17 protein-coding genes and 1 pseudogene are annotated in these 19,497 nt (G+C 70.3%); 17 read left to right on the top strand and 1 reads right to left on the bottom strand.

The genetic code is table 11. The features are described from left to right. Nucleotides 1-41 precede the first annotated feature (41 nt). The 15 genes and pseudogenes from ACFYYR_RS04535 (at nt 42) to ACFYYR_RS04465 (ending at nt 15,952) form a co-directional block, all read left to right on the top strand. Nucleotides 42-947 carry a sulfotransferase domain-containing protein gene (locus ACFYYR_RS04535; RefSeq protein ID WP_388846828.1) on the top strand — a complete coding sequence of 302 codons (906 nt, stop codon included), beginning with the start codon at nt 42-44 and terminating at the stop codon, nt 945-947. A gap of 111 nt (nt 948-1,058) precedes the next feature. Further along, nucleotides 1,059-1,826 carry a class I SAM-dependent methyltransferase gene (locus ACFYYR_RS04530; protein ID WP_388846826.1) on the top strand — a complete coding sequence of 256 codons (768 nt, stop codon included), beginning with the start codon at nt 1,059-1,061 and terminating at the stop codon, nt 1,824-1,826. After that, nucleotides 1,823-4,171, top strand: a complete 2,349-nt coding sequence (locus tag ACFYYR_RS04525; RefSeq protein ID WP_388846824.1) for a PEP-utilizing enzyme — start codon at nt 1,823-1,825, stop codon at nt 4,169-4,171. Before ACFYYR_RS04530 ends, ACFYYR_RS04525 begins: the two co-directional genes overlap by 4 nt. Further along, nucleotides 4,168-4,776, top strand: coding sequence for a gamma-glutamyl-gamma-aminobutyrate hydrolase family protein (locus tag ACFYYR_RS04520; RefSeq protein WP_388846822.1), 609 nt, complete (start codon nt 4,168-4,170; stop codon nt 4,774-4,776). The genes ACFYYR_RS04525 and ACFYYR_RS04520 overlap by 4 nt, the downstream gene beginning before the upstream one ends. Further along, on the top strand, nt 4,773-5,561 hold the full coding sequence (locus tag ACFYYR_RS04515) for a phosphocholine cytidylyltransferase family protein (protein WP_388846820.1): 789 nt from the start codon (nt 4,773-4,775) through the stop codon (nt 5,559-5,561). The genes ACFYYR_RS04520 and ACFYYR_RS04515 overlap by 4 nt, the downstream gene beginning before the upstream one ends. After that, nucleotides 5,558-6,079 (top strand): adenylyl-sulfate kinase, encoded by a 522-nt coding sequence (locus ACFYYR_RS04510; RefSeq protein ID WP_388846818.1) that lies wholly within the window; start codon nt 5,558-5,560, stop codon nt 6,077-6,079. Before ACFYYR_RS04515 ends, ACFYYR_RS04510 begins: the two co-directional genes overlap by 4 nt. 334 nt (nt 6,080-6,413) lie before the next feature. Next, entirely contained in the window at nt 6,414-7,463 is a 1,050-nt protein-coding gene (locus tag ACFYYR_RS04505) for a 2-hydroxyacid dehydrogenase (protein WP_388846816.1), read from the top strand. Beyond that, nucleotides 7,460-8,980 carry an FGGY-family carbohydrate kinase gene (locus ACFYYR_RS04500; protein ID WP_388846814.1) on the top strand — a complete coding sequence of 507 codons (1,521 nt, stop codon included), beginning with the start codon at nt 7,460-7,462 and terminating at the stop codon, nt 8,978-8,980. Before ACFYYR_RS04505 ends, ACFYYR_RS04500 begins: the two co-directional genes overlap by 4 nt. A 201-nt stretch (nt 8,981-9,181) precedes the next feature. Beyond that, nucleotides 9,182-9,646: an ATP-binding protein gene (locus ACFYYR_RS04495; RefSeq protein ID WP_388846812.1), complete on the top strand. Its 465-nt coding sequence runs from the start codon at nt 9,182-9,184 to the stop codon at nt 9,644-9,646. A 612-nt stretch (nt 9,647-10,258) separates the two neighbouring features. Beyond that, nucleotides 10,259-11,608 carry an ABC transporter substrate-binding protein gene (locus ACFYYR_RS04490; protein ID WP_388846810.1) on the top strand — a complete coding sequence of 450 codons (1,350 nt, stop codon included), beginning with the start codon at nt 10,259-10,261 and terminating at the stop codon, nt 11,606-11,608. 88 nt (nt 11,609-11,696) lie between these two features. Continuing rightward, nucleotides 11,697-12,662: a carbohydrate ABC transporter permease gene (locus ACFYYR_RS04485; protein WP_388846808.1), complete on the top strand. Its 966-nt coding sequence runs from the start codon at nt 11,697-11,699 to the stop codon at nt 12,660-12,662. 68 nt (nt 12,663-12,730) lie between these two features. Continuing rightward, entirely contained in the window at nt 12,731-13,540 is an 810-nt protein-coding gene (locus tag ACFYYR_RS04480) for a carbohydrate ABC transporter permease (protein WP_388847267.1), read from the top strand. 80 nt (nt 13,541-13,620) lie between these two features. Further along, nucleotides 13,621-13,926: pseudogene (locus tag ACFYYR_RS04475) on the top strand (alcohol dehydrogenase); the annotation flags it as partial. 29 nt (nt 13,927-13,955) lie between these two features. Then, the gene (locus ACFYYR_RS04470) at nt 13,956-14,990 is read left to right on the top strand and encodes a zinc-binding dehydrogenase (protein ID WP_388846806.1); all 1,035 of its coding nucleotides are present in this window, start codon (nt 13,956-13,958) and stop codon (nt 14,988-14,990) included. A 155-nt stretch (nt 14,991-15,145) separates the two neighbouring features. Further along, nucleotides 15,146-15,952, top strand: a complete 807-nt coding sequence (locus tag ACFYYR_RS04465) for a DeoR/GlpR family DNA-binding transcription regulator (RefSeq protein WP_388846804.1) — start codon at nt 15,146-15,148, stop codon at nt 15,950-15,952. 184 nt (nt 15,953-16,136) lie between these two features. Here ACFYYR_RS04465 and ACFYYR_RS04460 read toward each other — a convergent pair whose 3' ends face one another. Further along, nucleotides 16,137-17,489 carry an MFS transporter gene (locus ACFYYR_RS04460; RefSeq protein WP_388846802.1) on the bottom strand — a complete coding sequence of 451 codons (1,353 nt, stop codon included), beginning with the start codon at nt 17,487-17,489 and terminating at the stop codon, nt 16,137-16,139. A 264-nt stretch (nt 17,490-17,753) separates the two neighbouring features. On the opposite strand from ACFYYR_RS04460, the gene ACFYYR_RS04455 reads away from it, so the two are divergent. Together ACFYYR_RS04455 and ACFYYR_RS04450 are read left to right on the top strand one after the other, a co-directional pair. Beyond that, complete coding sequence (locus ACFYYR_RS04455; protein ID WP_388846800.1) at nt 17,754-18,434, top strand: GntR family transcriptional regulator; 681 nt, start codon at nt 17,754-17,756, stop codon at nt 18,432-18,434. 88 nt (nt 18,435-18,522) lie between these two features. Then, nucleotides 18,523-19,362 carry an urea carboxylase-associated family protein gene (locus ACFYYR_RS04450; RefSeq protein ID WP_388846798.1) on the top strand — a complete coding sequence of 280 codons (840 nt, stop codon included), beginning with the start codon at nt 18,523-18,525 and terminating at the stop codon, nt 19,360-19,362. The last annotated feature ends 135 nt before the right edge of the window (nt 19,363-19,497 follow it).

The raw sequence follows: 19,497 nt of genomic DNA, 5'->3' as shown, positions 1-19,497 counted from the left end.
GCCCGGGCCACCCGCTGTACACACATGAGAAGGGGAACGACATGGAACCTCTGCGAGCGGAGGTGGCCGACCCGGTCAAGTTGCACATGCGCAACGCAGCCCGCCTCGGCGCGCGGGACGTGGTGGTCGCGGGCTATCCCGGCTCCGGGGCAGCGCTCATCGGCAACATCCTGATCGAGTTGGGGATCGCGTACGTCGACCCGTACACGGAAGCCGTGGGCGAGGACGGTACATCGCAGGTCATCGAAGACCGCCTGGCCTACCGGAGCAGGCTGTCCGCCACCGCCGCCAGCGACCGGAACGCCGGAGGCGGCGAGGGCGGGGCGGACGACGGGCCGCGGTTCTTCAAGAACCACCTGTACCCGGACCACTTCGACCACGGTCGGCTGGCCGGCGCCGTGCTCCTGGTCCGCGACCCGCGTGACGCGGTGCACTCGTCCTTCCAGTGGTTTCGCAGCTTCGCCGCGCAATGGCCGCTCGAGGGTGTGAACGTACAGGGCACGTTCGCCGAGTTCCTCGACGGCCGTGGTGTCAACGACGAACCCCCCATCGCGGGGTGGGCCGGTTTCTACGCCGCGTGGACGGCCGCACTGCCTCGCTTCCGCCGTTCCACGGTGATCCGGTTCGAAGATCTCAAGGCCGACCCGGAGGCCACCGCGTCCCGTCTGCTCGAGGTGTTCGGCGTGTCACGGACACCGGCGGCGGTCGAGCAGGCGGTGCGGCACAGCCGGTACGAGAACATGCGCGCCCACGAGGAGCGGGTCTCGGCGGCGGCCGGTGCCGTCGGCAGCCAGCCCCGGATCATGCGACGCGGCATGGTCGGGGAGTGGCGGGAGTGGTACGGCGACGAGAGCGTCGCCGCCCGCTTCCGGACACCGCGACTGCTGGAGACCGCGGCCACGTTCGGCTACCAGCTGGCGACATCCCGCACACGGGACAGCCGGTAGCGCGTCGGTCGGTCGAGTACCCGGGCTCCGCCACCCCCTGCAATACATCGCGTCACGTCCCGTCGGGTTCCACCGCGTTGATCCCCCCCCCACATCCCCATGAGGAGAGCCATGACCCCTTCGTTCGATTACTCCCCCTACGCCGCGACATACCAGGAGCGCGCGGAGTACGTGCCGAGCGTCATCCGCAGCGTGCTCCGGGCAGCGGGCGTGCGGCCCGGAGACCTGGTCTGCGACATCGGCGCGGGCTCCGGCCATCTGACCGAGCCGCTCTTGGAGTACGGGCTGCGGGTCGAAGCCGTGGAGCCCACCGCCGCCATGCGCGCCACCGGCGAACGGCGCACGGCCCGGTTCAGCGATGTGACATGGCACAACGGCACAGGGGAGACCAGCGGACGGCCGAGCGGACACTACCGCTTGGTGACCTTCGGTTCGTCGTTCGACCGCACGGACCGCCTGGCCGCTCTCAAGGAGACCGCCCGCATCCTGGAACCGGACGGCTTCTTCGTGTGCCTGTGGAACCACCGCGATCTGGAGGATCCGCTCCAGGCACGGGTCGAACGTCTCATCCACGAGCGGGTGCCCGGCTACACCTACGGAACCCGCCGGACCGACCAACGCCCCGTCATCGAGGAGAGCGGGCTGTTCGAGTCGCCCGTTCAACTGTCCGGCCGCACGGTCTTCCGGCTGCGGGCAGACGCGTGGTGCGACGCCTGGGCCTCACACGCCACGCTGGGTGAGCAGGCCGGGCAGCAGTTCGATGAAGTGCTCGACGCCATTCGAGAGGTGGTGCTCGGGGCGGGCGCGGAGCACATCGACGTGCCGTACGTGACCCGGGCGTGGATCGCCCGGGCGAGCCGTGAGGGCGCCGGGTGGTGAACCGCGTCGGCGTCCGCCTGGGCACCAAGGCCGAATCACTGGCGCGCCTGGCCCCGCTGGTCACCACCGCGCGCGTGCTGCCCCTGAGCTACTTCGCGCTGCACGAGTGGCGCATGTCCAGGGAGCGGCTGCTTGATGAGGTACTGCGCCAGGAATGGGCCGCAGGTGCTCTCATCGTGCGCAGCAGCGCGGTGACCGAGGACACCGCGACAGGGTCCCAGGCGGGGCGCTTCCGCTCGCTCACCGGGCGGCGCGGCAGGGCCGAGCTGGCGGCAGCCGTCGACGAGGTGTTCGCTTCGTACGACCAGCGGCGCCAGGACGACCAAGTGCTCATCCAGCCCGAGTTGACCGGGTCCCGGGCGAGTGGGGTGGCGTGTTCCTGCGACCCGAGCAGTGGCGCGCCGTACGCCGTCGTGAACTGGAGCGAGGACGACCGTACCGATGCCGTGACCGGCGGGCGGCCGGCGGCCCTGCGGATCTCCTACGGCGCCGCGTACGACCGGTCGGCCACGGCGCCGACGCCGCTGCTGTCCGGGGTGTGGCAACTGCTGGCCGAAATCACCGAGTTGACCGGACAGTCACCTATTGAGGTCGAGTTCGCCGTCGACGCGGAGGACGAGCTGGTCCTGCTCCAGGCGAGACCACTGGTCTGCGCCGCCACGCCGGTGACCCCGGCCGCGCACCGCACGGTCCTCACGAAGGTGGCCGAGCGGATCGCCGACGCCGGCCACGCCGCGCCCGCGGTACTCGGAGGACGCGGCGTCTTCGGGGTGATGCCCGACTGGAATCCCGCGGAGATGATCGGGCTGCGGCCGCGGCCCTTGGCGCTGTCCCTGTACCGGCGGCTGATCACCGACGAGGTGTGGGCGCGCGCCCGTCACCGCTACGGCTACCGAGACCTGCGCGGCGTCCCGCTGCTGGTCGACTTCGCCGGACTCGCGTACATCGACGTGCGAGCCAGCGCCACCTCCTTCATCCCGCGCGACGTCCCCACGGACCTCGCCGGACGGCTGGTCGACCACTGGTTGGCGCGGCTGGTCGCCTCGCCGCATCTGCACGACAAGGTGGAGTCGAGGATCGTGGTGTCCGCGCATGCCTTCCGGACCGGGGAACGGCTGGCCGAGCTGTCGGACGCGGGGTTCGGAGCCGAGGACCGCGCCACGCTCCGCACCAGTTTACGGAGGCTGACCGACCGGCTGGTCTCAGGGAGCCTGTGGGAGGAAGACCTCGACCGGCTGTCGCGGCTCGACTCAGCGCGCGTACCCGCGGCGCACGCGCCCGGGTGCGCGGCCGGGCAGCCAGGGTGCTGCGGGCCGGCCATGGCGTCCCGGCTCACGGTCTGCGCCGAGTTCGGAACCGAGCCGTTCGCGGCCCTGGCCCGCGCGGCGTTCATCTCCACCGAGCTGCTCGACGACTTGGTCGCCGAAGGAGTCCTGTCACCCGCCGAGAAGGTGGAGTTCATCGGCGGCCTCGGTCTGGTGGCCGGCGAGTTGCAGCGCGATTTCACCGCAATGGACCAACAGCCCTTCCTCAAGAAGTACGGTCATCTGCGACCGGGCACCTACGACATCCTCTCGCCGCGCTACGACGAGGCGCCCGAGCGGTACTTCGACTGGTCCCGCCCACGGCGTGACAGCGGCCGGCCGCCCGTGTTCAAGCCGTCGGCGGTACAACTGCGGGGCATCGACCGGCTCATCGCCCGCGAGGGCTTCACCTTCGACGCCCGACGGCTGCTGCACTTCATCGGGGCCGCGATCCGGGGCCGGGAGAACGGCAAGTTCGACTTCACGTCGGTGCTCAGCGACACACTCGTGGCGATCCGGCAGTGCGGCGAGCGACTGGGATTCACCGCCGACGACATGTCGTACGTGGACTGCGCCACCATCGGCACCCTTACCGGTGACCCCGCCGAGAACCGACGCGTCCTCCGCGAGGCCGTGGACCGGGGGCGCGAGGCGTACGCGGACAGCCGAACGGTCTGCCTGCCGCCCCTGGTCACCAGCGAACACGACGCGTGGAGCTTCGTGTCCCCGCAGGCGCAGCCCAACTTTGTCACCCACGGCCGGGTACTCGCCCACGTGGCCGATATCGACGCCGGGAACCCGCCGCAGGGCGCGATCGCCCTCATCGCGAGTGCCGACCCCGGTTACGACTGGCTCTTCGCCTCTGGCATCCGGGGTCTGGTGACGGCGTTCGGCGGCGTCAACTCCCACATGGCGATACGGGCGCTGGAACTCGGCATCCCGGCGGTGGTGGGGGTCGGGGAAGCGCTGTTCCGCCAGTGGTCGCATGCCCGGGCGCTGGACATCGACGCGGCCGGCGGCATGGTGGCGGTGCTGCCATGACGTTGGTCGGCATCACACAACGGGCCCTGCCGCCCAATGAGTTCGGAGAGCGGCGCTGCGCCCTGGACGCACGCTGGTTCCCCTTCCTGTCGGCCTGCGGAGTCACCCCGGTGCCGCTGCCGAACGATCCGGCTCTGGCGCTGCGCACGGCACACGAGGCCGGGCTGCGCGGTGTGGTGCTCTCCGGGGGAGAGGACCTGGCCGAGTACGGCGGTCCCTCACCGGAACGGGACGAAACCGAGGCGGGGCTGCTGGGCTGGGCCGTGCAGGAGGACGTCCCGCTGCTGGGAGTGTGCCGCGGCATGCAGGTCATTCTGCGGGCCTTCGGGGCCGGACTCGTCCGCGTCGAGGGCCATGTGGCCACCCGTCACGAGATTGTCGGCACCGACGGAGTGATCCGAAGCGTCAACAGCTACCACCGGCTGGCGGCCCGCGAGGTGACGGCGCCCCTCGAGGCCACCGCCTCCTGCGGCGACGTGATCGAAGCGATCCGCCACCGCGACGCCCGGGTCCAGGGGATCATGTGGCATCCGGAGCGGGAAGCCGACTTCGATCCGGCCGATGTCCGCGCGGTACGGGAGTTGTTGGGCGGGGGAGCCGCGTGAAGGCGATCATCCTTGCCGCAGGCCGCGGCTCCCGGCTGGGGCGGCTCACCGACGACCGCCCGAAGTGCCTGGTCGAGATTGCCGGACGGACCCTCCTGGAACGGCAGGTGGCGGCGCTGCGGGCAGGCGGGGCCGAGTGCGTCGGCGTAGTCGCGGGCTGGCATGCCGAGGCCTTCGACGCGACCGGCTACCCGGTCTTCCGCAACCGCGAGTGGGCGCGGACGACGATGGCGCAGTCGCTGGCGATGGCCGAGCCCTGGCTGTCCGAGGACGCCGTACTGATCTCGTACGGCGACATCGTGTACGGTGCCGACACCGTACGCCGACTCGCCGCTGCGGACGCGGAGTTGGCGATTGCTTACGACCCGCACTGGCTCGCCCTGTGGAGCCGCCGGTTCGCGGACCCGCTCAGCGACGCGGAGACGTTCGTCCGGGACGAGGCCGGACACCTGATGGACATCGGCGGCCGGGCACTGAGCGTCGAAGAGGTGCACGGCCAGTACATGGGGCTGCTCCGGATGACGCCGACGGCCTGGTCGGTCATCCGGCGTACCAGGTCCGCTGACGCCCGTGTCGCCGCACTGGACATGACGGGCTTGCTCCGGCACCTGGTCGAGCGGCGACTGCTGGAGATCGCCACCGTGCCCGCCGCCGGACCCTGGTTCGAGTTCGACCACCCGTCGGACATCCCCGTCGGTATCGAGGTTCTGCGGCGCCTCGACGCGGACCAGGCCAACGCACCCCAGGACCCATCGGGCTCGCCCCGGGAGGAGACATCCGAATGAAGCACGGAGTCGTATGGATCACCGGTCTGTCCGGCGTGGGAAAGAGCACGGTGGCGCGCCTGGTGGCAGACCGGTTGATCGCCTCCGGCCGGCGGCCGGTCCTGCTCGACGGTGACCGCCTGCGCGAGATCCTTCCGGTGGTGTTCGGATACGAGCCGGCGGACCGGCGCCGCCTCGCGATGTTCTACGCCCAGCTCGCCCACCAACTGGCCGCCCAGGGCCACCTGGTCGTCTGCTCGACGATCTCGCTCCTCCACGAAGTCCACGACTGGAACCGCCGCCATACCCCCGGCTATCTCGAGGTCTGGCTGCGGGCGCCGATCGAGGAGCTGCGCACACGCGAGGGCCGCGCCGCGTTCTACGGCCCTCAAGGGACGGATGCCGGGGCTCTGCGCGGCGTCGTCGGGGTCGACACCCGCGCGGAGTTCCCCCGCACTCCGGATCTCGTCATCGACAACCACGGTGAGACGACGGCGGAGCGAGCGGCGGACCTCATCGTGCGGGAGGTCGGGCCGTAGTCACGGTGGGGGACAACCCGGACCCCTGGACAGTGAAGCGTCCGTCGTGACGCCCTGACCTGCATCCGGCCCGGCTCCGCTGCCCGCGAGAGGGAGCGGAGCCGGTCGGCCCGCCGGCCGTTCCGGTGCGTCGGGCCGGGTGCGTGAGCAGGGCTGGGACCTGCGGCGGCCGTGCGGACGGAGACCTCGAGGTGCCGCACAGCTCAGCCGATCCGGTTCTTGGTGCACAGCTGCCGGTGAATGTCTTCATTGTTCCGGTTCGTCGCGATACCTGATCCTCCGTGGGACGATCGGCTCCCATGAGCGGTGGTTCTGGGTATGCGAGGAGGCCACAGTGCGCGTCGTGATCGTCGGTGATCGCTTCATCCCTGCCGGGTACTACGTCGACGCCCTGGCGGAGCTGTGCGATCTGCGCCTCGGGCCGATCCGCAGCGTCGACTGGTCGGGAACCAAGGCGGAACAGCATGCGGCGCAGCAGACCATGGAGTGGCACGGGCCCGGGGCCGTGCCGGTGCCCGGCGAGATCGTGGAAGCGGTGGGCGAGGCCGAGGTGCTGGCCGTCCACTTCGCGCCGGTGACTCCGGAGGTGCTCCGGGCCGCTCCGCGGCTGCGGGCCCTCTGCGTCGCCCGTGCGGGGCTGGAGAACGTCGACGTCGCCGCCGCGACCGCCCGCGGCGTGGCGGTCGTACCGGTGCGGGGCCGCAACGCCTCGGCCGTCGCCGAACTGGCCATCGGACTGATGCTCGCGGAAGCGAGGGACATCACCCGGGCGGACGCCTCCGTCAGGGCCGGCGGATGGCGGAAGGACTTCGCCGGCCCGGGCCGGGAGATCGGCGGCAGCACGGTCGGCCTGATCGGTCTGGGGCAGGTGGGACGGGCGTTCGCCGAGCGGATGCGGGGCTTCGGCGCCCGTCTGCTCGCGTATGACCCGTACGTGCCCGACGACGTGCCGGCACGTTACGGCGTCGTGCGGGCAGAGGGGCTGGACACCGTCTTCCGCGAGTCCGACATCGTGCAGCTCTTCGCCCGGCTGACGGCCGACACGGAACGGTTCCTCGGCGCACGGCACTTTGCGCTGATGAAGCCGACCGCGTACTTCGTGAACACCGCGCGCAGCCGCCTGGTCGACAACGGTGCCCTGTACGAAGCGCTGGTGAACCGGCGTATCGCCGGAGCGGCGCTCGACGTGCACGACCAGGAGCCGCTTCCCGCGGACAGCCCCTGGCGCTCGCTCGGCAACGTCACGATCACCACGCACTACGCCGGTGACACGACGACCACGACGCTGCGTTCGGCGCGGCTCGTCGCCGAGGCCGTCGCCGAACTCGCCGCGACCGGCCGGTGCGCCGCGGCGGTCAACGCCGTCGAACTGGGGTGGGTGTGACGTTGGCGCGTGAACTGGTGCTCGGCGTCGACGCGGGACACACCGTGACCAAGGCCGTGTTGTTCGATGCCACCGGCCGAGCGGTGGCGCGGGGCACCGGTACGGTGCCGCTGAACACCCCGCGACCCCGCTGGGTCGAGCGGGAGATGGACGATGTGTGGCGGACGGCGCACGAGGCCATCGCCGCCTGTCTCGCCGAGGCGGGCCCGGATGCGGCGCCGTCCGTCTCCGCGGTGGGGCTGACCGGGCACGGCGACGGCCTGTACGCGGTCGACGAGCGGGGCCGGCCGGTACGGGCCGCGATCGTGGCGATGGACACGCGCGCCGAACCAGTGCTGGCGGAGTGGCGGGGCACTCCGCTCTGGTCCCGTGTCCTGGAGCTGTCGGGCACGGTCCCCTTCGCGGGTTCCCCGGCCGCCCTGCTGGCCTGGCTCGCCCGCCATGAGCCGGACGTGCTTCAACGGGCCCGTTGGCTGTTGTCCTGCAAGGACTGGCTGCGACTGAGGCTGACGGGCGCGGTGGCCACCGATCCCACGGACGCCAGTGCCTCGTTCACCGACATGCGGCAGGGCGGCTACTCGCCGGAACTGCTCGACCTGTACGGCCTCGGCTCGCTCGCCGGCAGGCTGCCGCACGTGCTGGCCTGTGACGCGGTGAGCGGAACCGTCGCCCGCGAGGCCGCGGCGCTCACCGGGCTCATGGCCGGCACCCCCGTCGTCACAGGGTCCCATGACGTCGACGCCGCCGCGCTCGGGATCGGCGCCACGACGCCGGGCGAACTGTGCCTGATTGCCGGGTCGTTCAGCGTCAATCAGGTGATCAGCGAGCGTCCTGTCGTCGATCCGCGCTGGCAGGTCCGTCGCTTCGTCCGCCCGGGGCGGTGGATGACCATGTCCACCTCACCCGCTTCGGTGGCGAATCTGGAGTGGTTCCTGCAGGCCACGGGCGCACCGGCCGAGCACCGGGGCGGCGTCCACGAGGCGATTGGCCGGGAGGTCGAGGCGCACCTGGACGGCCCGTCCGAGGTGCTGTTCCACCCGTTCGTCTACGGCTCGCCGTACTCGCGGCCGACGTCAGGGGCGTTCCTCGGTCTGCGCGGTTGGCACGGCCGCGGCCATCTGCTGCGGGCTCTGATGGAAGGCGTCGTTCTCAACCACCGCTGGCACGTCGACGCGCTCTGCTCGAAGCTGCGGATCAGCGGGGTGGCCCGCCTGACCGGCGGCGCCGCGCGCAGCGAGGTGTGGAGCCAGATGTTCGCCGACGCTCTGCGGCGGCCGGTCGTGGTGGCCGACGTGGAGGAGAGTGCCGCCCGGGGAGCTGCCCTGCTCGCCGCCACCGCCGTCGGACTGCTCGATGACGTGACGGACCCGCGCGCCGCCATCCCCGTGCTCAGACGCCACGAGCCGCACGCCGAACGGGTCGCCGTACTCGACGAGGCGTACCAGGTGTACCGGGAGGCGCTGGAGGCGCTCGGACCGGTCTGGGCCCGCCTCACAGCGCCCGGGGCCACGGACTGAGCACGGAGCGTCTTCGGCGCGAAGCTCGATCAAGATCTCTTAACATGTTTTCCGGGATTTATCGGCCTAAGATATTGCATAAACTTCGGCGTCGGCGTAGACAGAGCCTTACGACAACTCTCGCGGCCCTCTCGAGTCTGTGGCCCATTTCGCTCGTCACTCGACGTGGCATCGCGTTCCCCCAGCCCGAAAGCTCCGGTCATGTCCTCCCACACCGCGCCCCTGGCACTTCCCGGGCCGAGAGCCCTGGTCCCCCCGCACCCTTCCCGGACGGCCCGGTTCACCCTTCCGGCGCAGACGGCGCTCGCCGGCTGCCTGCGTGCCGCCGCCGCCGATCTGCTCGCCCGCTGGCACCTCTCGGATGACGAGTGCGACGCGGCCGTCCTGATCGTGGGAGAGCTCGCTGCGAACGCGGCCGTGCACGGCCGCAGCGAGATGTCACTGTGTCTGACCCTTGATCCGGACACGCTGTGCATCGTCGTCAGTGATCGCGGGGACCCCTCACCGTCACGCGAACCGTCCGCGGGCGACGACCCGGACGAGCACGGCCGCGGCCTCGACATCGTCCACACCCTCGCCACCCGCGTCGACCTGCGGCACGACAGCCACGGGGTCTCGGTCGTGGCCTGGCTGGCCGTCCGGGCGGCCCAGCGGCGAGCTGCCTGACCCCGGCAGCGCCGGCCCGGACCGGGTCACGGGCGGACTGCACCGGGGCCCGCACACCGTCGCGGCGGTACGGGGGTCGGGCCCGGGGGCGACGCCGAGGCGGGGGCCGCCCGGGTGCGGCTGAAAGGCTGCGGCGCCGTCGGCCGTGCGGGTGGGGGTGAGGTTCACCGGCGCGTCTCCGGCGGCGGCGACGGCAGGCTGGTGTGGTGGTTTCCGGTCCGGCGCTCATGCGGGTCCCTCGGCGGCGACAGCGGCATGGCCGGGAGCGTGGGCTGTTCGCTGCCACGCCCGTGACCTGGTCATCAGCCTGCTTCGGCGGCGACGGGAAGCGGAGGGGCGAAGGTGTTCCCAGCTCCTTGCGGGGCGCATTGGCGATAGATGCAGGGAAGTTTTCTCGCAAGATGTGTTAACAACGGCGCAGTATTCTGCTAATAATTCCGCCATCGATATCGCGCCCGACACCCTCAGGGCCGCCTTCCACCCCCTCCCTCCCGAGCCGATCTCTCAGCCGAGCCCCCGACGAACCCCGTCAAGCGGCTGGTTCCGGCAACGAGCGGCGCCGCATGGGCCCCTTACTCCGTATCCCGACCCACCGCACGAGAGGTCCCCGTCATGCGATCAGCCAGATACGCCCTCATCGCCGGCGCCGCCGCCACCGCCCTGCTGGCCACCGCTTGTTCCGGAGCCGGCGCCGGCGGCTCCGCAGGCGGCGGCAAGAGCATCAACGTACTGATGGTCGGCAACCCCCAGATGGAGGACATCACGAAGCTCACCAAGGACACCTTCACCAAGGACACCGGCATCAAGGTCAACTTCACGGTCCTGCCCGAGAACGAGCTGCGCGACAAGGTCACCCAGGACATCGCCACTCAGGCGGGCCAGTACGACGTCGCCACCATCGGCAGCTACGAAGTACCCATCTGGGAGAAGAACGGCTGGCTGCACGAGCTCGGCTCCTACGCCGACAAGGACGCGAGCTTCGACAAGTCCGACCTGCTCAAGCCGATGGTGCAGTCCCTGTCCGGCGCGGACGGCAAGCTCTACGCCCTGCCGTTCTACGGCGAGTCGTCCTTCCTCATGTACCGCAAGGACGTCTTCGCCGCGAAAGGCCTGTCGATGCCCGAGCGCCCGACGTGGCGGCAGGTGGCCGGCCTCGCGGCCAAGGCCAACGGCGCTCAGCCCGGGATGAAGGGCATCTGCCTGCGCGGTCTGCCCGGCTGGGGCGAGCTCGGTGCGCCGCTGACGAGTGTGGTCAACACCTTCGGCGGCACCTGGTTCACCAAGGACTGGAAGGCGCAGGTCAACAGCGGAGGCTTCAAGGAGGCCACGAAGTTCTATGTCGACCTGGTCCGCAAGCACGGTGAGGCGGGCGCCGCGCAGGCCGGGTTCACCGAGTGCCTGAACGCGATGAGCCAGGGCAAGGTCGCCATGTGGTACGACGCCACGAGTGCGGCCGGTGCGCTGGAGGACCCCAGCACCAGCAAGGCCGCCGGCAAGATCGGTTACGCGTACGCGCCCGTGGAGAAGACGGACAGCAGCGGTTGGCTGTGGGCCTGGTCGTGGGCGATGCCGAAGACCACCAAGAACGCCGACGCCGCCTCGAAGTTCATGCTCTGGGCGTCCAGCAAGAAGTACGAGCAGCTCGTCGGTGAGAAGCTCGGCTGGTCACGGGTGCCTGCCGGCAAGCGGGCCAGCACCTACGAGATTCCCCAGTACAAGAAGGCCGCCGCCTCCTTCGGTGACATCACCCTGAAGTCCATCCAGCAGGCCGACCCGTCCGACCCCGGCACCCAGCCGCGGCCCACCAAGGGCATCCAGTTCGTCGCCATCCCCGAATTCCAGGACCTCGGCACCAAGGTGACACAGGAGATCTCCGCCACCATCGCCGGCAAGAAGAGCGTGGACGAGGCACTCGACAACGGCCAGAAGCTCGCCGAGAACGCCGCCGAGAACCACAAGTGAGCCGCGTTGCCCCGGCCGGCCACCCGGTCGGCCGGGGCGCCGTTCCCCACACCCCCATCCCCCGGCCGCCGACGGCGGAGGAAAGTCCATGACCACGCTCATCGATCCCCCAGAGAAGACCATGCGGCCACCTGCCCACCACCCGTCCAAGCCCGTCCGCAGCCGCAAGTGGCGGCGCCGCTTCCCGCTGCTGCCGGCACTGATCTTCACGGTCCTCGTCACCCAGCTGCCGTTCGTGGCCACGCTCGTGATCTCCACCTTTCAGTGGAACATCGTGCGGCCGGGCGACCGTCACTTCACGGGCCTGTCCAACTACACGTTCGTCTTCACCGACGAACGACTGCGCCACGCGGTGCTCAACACGGTCGTCCTCACCGCTTCCGTGGTCGCCCTCAGCGTGCTCCTCGGACTGGGCCTGGCCCTGCTGCTCGACCGGCGCTTCCTCGGCCGGGGCCTGGCACGCACCCTGCTCATCGCCCCGTTCCTGGTGATGCCGGTCGCCGCCGCGCTGCTGTGGAAGCACGCCCTCTACAACCCCGACTACGGCCTGCTCAACGGCACCCTGAACGCCGTGTACCGGCTGTTCGGGGCCGAGAACGGCCCCACCGTCGACTGGGTGTCGAACTTCCCCATGCCTGCCCTGGTGATCGCTCTGGTGTGGCAGTGGACGCCGTTCATGATGCTCATCCTCCTGGCCGGTCTGCAGGCCCAGCCCGGCGACGTCCTGGAGGCCGCCAGGGTCGACGGGGCCTCCGCACTGCAGATCTTCCGCTACATCACGCTGCCGCACCTGCGGCAGTACATCGAACTGGGCATCGTGCTCGGCTCCATCTTCGTGGTGCAGACCTTCGACGCGGTCTTCACCATCACCCAGGGCGGGCCCGGCTCCCAGACCACCAACCTGCCCTACGAGATCTACCTGACCATGTTCCGTAAGTTCGAGTACGGCCAGGCCGCGGCCGCCGGTGTCGTCGTGGTGATCGGCTCGATCGTCATCGCGACGTTCGCCCTGCGGGTCGTCGCCTCCCTGTTCCGTGAGGAGGCGTCCCGATGAGCGCCCAGGCAACCCCCCTCGTCGCACGGATGCTGCGCCGCCGCAGCCGCCCCGGGGACCCCGGGCAGATGTCGCGCCTTTCGCCGCTGTGGACCTTCGTCGCGTGGCTGGCCACCCTGGCCTTCTTCGCTCCGGTGGCCTGGATGGTGCTCACGGCCTTCCACCAGGAGGCCGACGCGGCAACCAATCCGCCCAGCCTGCTGGCGCCGCTCACCCTGGACCAGTTCTCGCTCCTGCTGGAACGTGACATCACCCCGTACCTGCTCAACTCGGCCATGGCCAGCGTCTTTTCCACCCTGTTGGTCCTCGTCCTGGCGGTGCCGGCGGCCTACGCGCTGTCCATCAAGCCGGTCGAGAAGTGGACCGACGTGATGTTCTTCTTCCTGTCGACGAAGTTCCTGCCGCTCATCGCGGCGCTGCTGCCGATCTACGTGATCGTCAAGGACCTCGGCATGCTGGACAACGTCTGGACGCTCGTCATCCTCTACACCGCCATGAACCTGCCGATCGCGGTGTGGATGATGCGCTCATTCCTCGCCGAGGTGCCCAAGGAGATCCTGGAGGCCGCCGAGGTCGACGGCGCGGGACTGCCCACCGTGCTGCTGCGGATCGTTGCGCCGGTCACCATGCCAGGACTCGCCGCCACCTCGCTGATCTGCTTCATCTTCAGCTGGAACGAGTTCATGTTCGCCGTGAACCTCACTGCCACCCAGGCATCCACCGCGCCGGTGTTCCTGGTGGGCTTCATCACCAACGAGGGTCTGTTCCTGGCCCGGCTGTGCGCGGCTGCCACGCTCGTGTCGCTGCCGGTGCTCATCGCCGGTTTCGCTGCCCAGGACAAGCTGGTGCGCGGCCTGTCCCTGGGAGCCGTCAAGTGAGGGCCGCCGTGATCACCGCTCCGGGCGAGGTCAAGCTCCAGGTTCTCGAAGACCCCGCCCCCGGCCCCCGCGAGGTCGTCATCCAGGACGCGCTGGGCCGGGTCGGCAAGGGCGGTACGTACCTGCAGTTCGGCGTCGCCTCGCCCACCGCACGCGTCGCGGTCGAGCCCTACAGGATCTACAGCCAGGAGATCACCATCACCGGCTCCATGGCCGTCCTGCACAGCTTCGAACGTGCCGCGGACCTCTTCGCCACCGGGGTCATCGACCCGGACCTCTTCATCAGCGACCGTCTCCCGCTAGCCGCGTTCCCGGACGCGATCGCCCGGTTCCGGGCGGGCGTCGGCCGCAAGATCCATATCGAGCCCGGCCTCGCCGCAGCGTGAACGCCCGAACCGAACGGAACCCCGCCACCATGACCGAGCAGATCCGCCGCGTTCTCGTCCGCTCCCTCGCCGACATCACCATCGAGCACGTGCCCGCACCCGTCCCCGGTGACGACGAACTTCTGGTGCGCACCACGGTCGTCGGCGTGTGCGGCTCCGACGCCCATGCCGCGGCCGGCCACCATCCCTTCATCGACCTCCCCTACCGTCCCGGTCACGAGGCGGTCGGCGTCGTCTCCGCGACGGGGAAGGGCGCCGAGGACTTCGCGCCCGGCGACCGGGTGATCATCGAACCCAACCTGTACTGCGGCCGGTGCCCCCAGTGCCGCTCCGGCCGCTACAACGTCTGCCAGGAGCTGAAGGTCTTCGGCTGCCAGACACCCGGTGCCATGACCGACCTGTTCACCATCCCGGCCGACCGCGTCCACCGCGTCCCCGACGGCATGACCGACATCGAGGCCGCCCTCGTCGAACCGCTCGCCACCCCGGTGCACGCCGTGACGAAGGCCGGTGACCTCACCGGCCGCACGGTCGTCGTACTCGGCGCCGGCCCCATCGGCCTGCTCACCCTCCTCGTCGCCCGGCACGCCGGCGCCGCCGGGGTCGCCGTCACCGACCTCATGGACGGCAAGCGGGAGCGGGCGCTGCGCCTCGGCGCCGATGCGGCCCTGCCCGCCGACGCCCCCGACCTGGTCGAACGGGCCCACGCGGCGCTCGGCGGTCCGGTCGACGTCGTCTTCGACTGCGTGGCCCGGGAGCAGTCCATGGCGCAGGCCGTCGACCTCCTGGCCAAGGGCGGCCGCATCGTCGTCGTGGGTGTGGGAGCCGCCGGCACGACCCCGGTCCGTCTGGACCTGGTCCAGGACCGGGAGATCCGCATCGAGGGCACCCTGATGTACACCGGCGAGGACTACCGCATTGCCATGTCCCTGATCGCATCAGGCGACGTGGACACCACCGAGATCGTCACCGCCACCTATCCCCTGGAGGACGCCGCCAAGGCTTTCGCCGCGTCCGTGGACCCCGAACAGGTCAAGGTGCTGGTCACGGTGAACGGTCCGTAGGCCCGCGGGCACACGGCTGCGCAAGCAGGCATGTACGCCGTACGCCGCAGCCGCCCGAGGCCCGAGGCCCGAGGCCGGGGGCCCGGACGAGCCCGGGCTCCCCCGGGTCACTGTGGGAAACTACGAGACCGGGACCACGGGGAAGGAGGAGCGCTGTGACTGCCCGTACGCGACTGTCACAGGCCGCCGTCGAGGAGCGGCGGCAGGCCGTGCTGCGGTACGTCGCCGAGCAGGGCGAGACCCGCATCGACGACCTCGCCCGGCACTTCGACGTCAGTCTGATGACGATGCACCGGGACCTGGACGACCTCGCCGGGCGCCATCTGCTGCGCAAGGAGCGGGGGCGGGCCGTCGCCTTCCCCGCCCTCACCATGGAGACGGCCACCCGCTTCCGTGAGAGCACCGCCCTCGCAGCCAAGAACGCCCTGTGCGCGGCCGTCGCCGACCGGATCAGGCCGGGAAGCACGGTACTCATGGACGACTCGACCACCCTGTTCCTCCTGGTCCCCAGGCTGGCCGAGCTGGAGCAACTCCACGTCGTCACCAACTCGGTCGGCCTCGCGCAACGCCTCGGGTCCGCACCCGGCGTGAGCGTCACCCTGCTGGGCGGCCACTACCGCGGCGACTTCAACTCCTGCACCGGTCCCACCGTCACCCGCGCCCTGTCCCAGATCCGAGCCGACCTCGCCCTCATGTCCGCCACCGCCGTTCTGGAAGGCCAGCTCTTCCACCCCTTGAACGACTACGTCGAGGTGAAGCTGGCCATGCTCGCCTCCGCAGAACAGACGCTGCTCCTGGCGGACCACTCGAAGTTCGGCAGGACCGCCACTTACGCCTACGGCACCGTGGCCGACTACCACGCCGTCATCACCGACACCGGCACCCCCGACGCGGAACTCGCGGCCATACGCGACCTCGGAGTCCCCGTCGAGACCGTCGAACCCGAAGAGCCCTCCCCGTGACGCGCACCCTGTTCGAAACACCGGGCGCCTGCCGCCCCTGTGACATCGAGATGGCCGCGCCCGTGCCCCCGGTCCGAGCCGTACTGTTCGACCGCCGCCGGCCATGAGCAGCGGCTGTCCCCTGGGGTGACGACCGCGACGAGGCCGGGGCAGGACGCCGCCCCGGCCTCGTGCGCCGTGCGGATCAGGTGGCGCTGCAGCTTTCCAGGGAACGGCCGAGGGTTTCCGGCGCCATCGCGACCGAGACCGTCACGCCGACCACGGACACCGCGCCGGCCAGCAACATGGTGGGACCGATGCCCCAGTTGTCCAGAGCGATGGGGGTGAGGAAGGTGCCCACGGCTGCCGCGATCCGGCTGAAGCCCGTACCCACGCCGACGGCTGTGGCCCGGATCTCGGTGGGGAACAGCTCGTTCGGATAGATCCACTGCAGCAGGGTGGGGCCTCCGATGGCGATCGCGTACACCGCAAACAGCAGGCCGCTCGCGACCGGAGGCAGCCCCGGCAGGAGCCCCAGCAGGAACAGCGGCACGGTGGCTGTGGCGAACGAGGCGATCAGCAAGGGACGGCGGCCGAATTTTCCGAGTACCGGCAGGAACGCCATGCAGCCGACCATGAAGACCAGCCCGATCGCGGCCGAACCGAGGTTGCTGCTGTCCTCACCGGCCAGACCCAGCGCGGTGAGCAGCTGCGGGGCGAAGGCGTAGATCGCGTAGATCGGCATGATCGAGCAGGCCCAGAACAGGGAGACGAAGAAGGTCCGCCGGCCGTACTCGCCGCGGAAGACCGCGGAGAATTCTGCGGGTTGCGTCGGGGTGCCCAGGTCCTCGGCGGTCGCGGACGGACCGAACACCTTCTTCATCACGGCGTCCGCCTCGGCCCGGCGCCCCTTGGACAGCAGCCAGCGTGGCGACTCGGGGGTGCCGAAGCGCAGGAGCACCAGGATCGCCGCGGGGACGGCAGGGCAGGCGAGCAGCCAGCGCCAGCCCTCCTCGCCGAAGCCCAGCATCCAGTCGCCGGCGAGGTAGGCGGCTGCGCTGCCGACCGACCACATCACGGTGAGCAGGCCGAGCATGGCGCCGCGGTGCCTGCGCGGGGAGAACTCCGCCAGCAGTGAGGTGGCGATCGGATAGTCCGCACCCACGGCCACGCCGATCAGGAACCGCAGTATCAGGAGCTGCTCCGGGCCGGTGACGAAGGCCTGGGCGACGGAGAAGACGACGATCGCGGCGAGATCGATGGTGTACATGATGTGACGGCCGTAGCGGTCGGTGACCCAGCCGAAGACCGTGCCACCGACCAGGAGCCCCACAAGGGCGGCGGCCGCGAGCAACCCCTCCCAGGCGCCGCCGAGACCCCATTGGGGGCCCAGCTGGGTGAGGGCGACGCCGATCACGCTGAGGATCAGACCGTCGAGGAAGGGGCCGCCGGCCGAATAGATCGTGAGCCGGCGATGGAAACCGCTGAGTTTGCTGTCTTCGAGCAGGTCGCGTCCGCTACGGGGCGCGGCCTCCGGGGCGAGCGGGGAAGAGGGCATGAGCCACCTCGGGGAGTCGAGAGGGGCCGGGACCGGTGGGGTCGAGAGTCGGGCGGGGAGCAGGTGGCGGATCTCGACGGCACTCAGGCCGGCAGTGGCGATGAAGCTAGAAATGATTGAACGATCCTGTCAAGGGTGAGGTGTGAATTCTCGCGATCGACGCCTCGCCTTCGCCTGCATATCAGGACAAATGGCTATGCTCTGCGCGACGAGGCTCCTGGCCTGGCTATGGATTGCTGAGCAATCCTGGGGTAGCTTCCTCACATGCTGGATGAAGAGAACGGCGTCGCCGCGCCGCCCCCCTACCTCGCTGCCGAGTCGATCGCCGACCGGTTGCGCGACCGGATCACCTCGGGTGTGCTCGCTCCCGGAAACCCGCTGCGCGACGCGGCCCTCGCTGAGGAGTTCGGCGTCTCGCGCAATACCCTGCGCGAAGCCGTGCGTCTGCTGGTGCACGAAGGCCTGGCGGTCCACCAGCTCTACAAGGGAGCTGCCGTCAAAGGCCTCGACGTCGCGGACGTCCATGACATCTACGCCGCCCGTCGCGCCCTGGAACTCAGGGCGGCCGAGCAGAGCTTCACATCCCCTCAGCAGGCACTCGACGGCCTTGACCGGCATGTCTCGGCCGCCGAACGGGCCGCCGAGGCAGGTCAGTGGAAAGAGGCGGCCACCTGTTCTCTGGACTTCCACCGCGGTGTGGTGCACCTGATCGGCAGCGCCCGGCTCGACCGCTTCTTCCGTACCACCGTCGCCCAGCTGCGCCTCGCCTTCTCCGAGGTGCGGACCGAAGCGGAATTCCAGAGCCAGTGGGTGCCGCGCGACCGCGAGCTGTGCGATCTGCTCCGAACGGGCCGGCGCATCGAGGCCGCCGAAGGGCTGGCCCGCTACCTCGAGGACTCCGAGCGTCAGGTCGTCGACATCGTGCGCGCGGTCCACAGCGCCTGACGGCCTCGCACAGCCGGCACCCGACCGGCAGCCCCGGCCGGTCCTCCGTCCGGCGGAACAGCGGACACACCAGGAAAGAGAGGCACCGATGGTCAGCACCGAAGCCGCGTACCAGGCCACCGAGGGCGGCCCCCTCGACGTCGACAAGGCCTTCTACGACCGGGTCTCCGGCAGCCCCGGCCGCCGACTGGTCGACAGCTTCACCATCCCGATCCGCTCCGGCCGCGCCTGGGAGGTACCCGCCGGCCATCTGTGCCGCATCGTCACCGTGGACGGGCCCCAGGTCGGTGACCTCAACGTATGGAACCGCCACGACCCGCGCGAACGGCTCTGGGCGGCACGAACCCGTCAGCTCCAGCGCGCGCACGTCAGCACTTACGACCGGCTGTGGTCCACCCTTCCCTTCCTGCGTCCGCTGCTGACCGTCACCGACGACACACTCGACGGCTACGGCACCGACGGCGAGGGCGGCAGGGTCCACGACCTGCTGGGCACCCGCTGCGACCCGTACGTCAACCGCATGCTGACCGGCGAGGACTTCGACTTCCACTGCCACTCGAACCTGGTCCGCGCGGTCCTGCCGTACGGGCTGACGGAGTTCGATGTGCACGACGTCCTCAACGTCTTCCAGTGCACCGGACTCAACGCCGACGACCAGTACTTCATGAAGGCCTGCCCGGCCCGGCCCGGCGACCACTTCGAGTTCTTCGCCGAACTCGACCTGCTCTGCGCGCTGTCCACCTGCCCGGGCGGCGATCTGTCCGTGCCGCTGTGGGGGCCGGACGCGCGCGACCCGCTCGAGGTGTGCCACCCGATCGGCATCGAGGTCTACGAGGTCGACGACGCGCTCCTCGAAGACTGGGCACCCCCGCGGCGCGCCGCCTACCGCAACCTCCACGGGATGAACCTCCCTGCCTGGAAGGGCTGACCACGGCAGCAGACCTGACCGGCGCGTGGCTGAAGTGATCGCCCGGCACGCGGCGCCCGTACACCGTGGCCTTCGCCGGCTTCGCGCCCGGCCGTGCGCGAGCCGGAGGGCCGATGCCGATGGAAACGGGTCGGA

Origin of the sequence: Streptomyces sp. NPDC001922, assembly GCF_042891165.1 — a bacterium.
Lineage (GTDB): Bacteria > Actinomycetota > Actinomycetes > Streptomycetales > Streptomycetaceae > Streptomyces.
Note: the sequence above shows the minus strand (reverse complement) of the source record. Positions and strands in the feature narration are given on the sequence as shown.

Excerpts from the sequence above, each read along its gene's own strand:
- ACFYYR_RS04530 (WP_388846826.1), top strand. The coding sequence starts at position 1,059 with ATGACCCCTTCGTTCGATTACTCCCCCTACGCCGCGACATACCAGGAG.
- ACFYYR_RS04495 (WP_388846812.1), top strand. The coding sequence starts at position 9,182 with ATGTCCTCCCACACCGCGCCCCTGGCACTTCCCGGGCCGAGAGCCCTG.
- ACFYYR_RS04480 (WP_388847267.1), top strand. The coding sequence starts at position 12,731 with ATGTCGCGCCTTTCGCCGCTGTGGACCTTCGTCGCGTGGCTGGCCACC.
- ACFYYR_RS04450 (WP_388846798.1), top strand. The coding sequence starts at position 18,523 with ATGGTCAGCACCGAAGCCGCGTACCAGGCCACCGAGGGCGGCCCCCTC.
- ACFYYR_RS04470 (WP_388846806.1), top strand. The coding sequence starts at position 13,956 with ATGACCGAGCAGATCCGCCGCGTTCTCGTCCGCTCCCTCGCCGACATC.
- ACFYYR_RS04490 (WP_388846810.1), top strand. The coding sequence starts at position 10,259 with ATGCGATCAGCCAGATACGCCCTCATCGCCGGCGCCGCCGCCACCGCC.
- ACFYYR_RS04520 (WP_388846822.1), top strand. The coding sequence starts at position 4,168 with ATGACGTTGGTCGGCATCACACAACGGGCCCTGCCGCCCAATGAGTTC.
- ACFYYR_RS04510 (WP_388846818.1), top strand. The coding sequence starts at position 5,558 with ATGAAGCACGGAGTCGTATGGATCACCGGTCTGTCCGGCGTGGGAAAG.
- ACFYYR_RS04535 (WP_388846828.1), top strand. The coding sequence starts at position 42 with ATGGAACCTCTGCGAGCGGAGGTGGCCGACCCGGTCAAGTTGCACATG.
- ACFYYR_RS04460 (WP_388846802.1), bottom strand. The coding sequence starts at position 17,489 with ATGCCCTCTTCCCCGCTCGCCCCGGAGGCCGCGCCCCGTAGCGGACGC.
- ACFYYR_RS04485 (WP_388846808.1), top strand. The coding sequence starts at position 11,697 with ATGACCACGCTCATCGATCCCCCAGAGAAGACCATGCGGCCACCTGCC.
- ACFYYR_RS04455 (WP_388846800.1), top strand. The coding sequence starts at position 17,754 with ATGCTGGATGAAGAGAACGGCGTCGCCGCGCCGCCCCCCTACCTCGCT.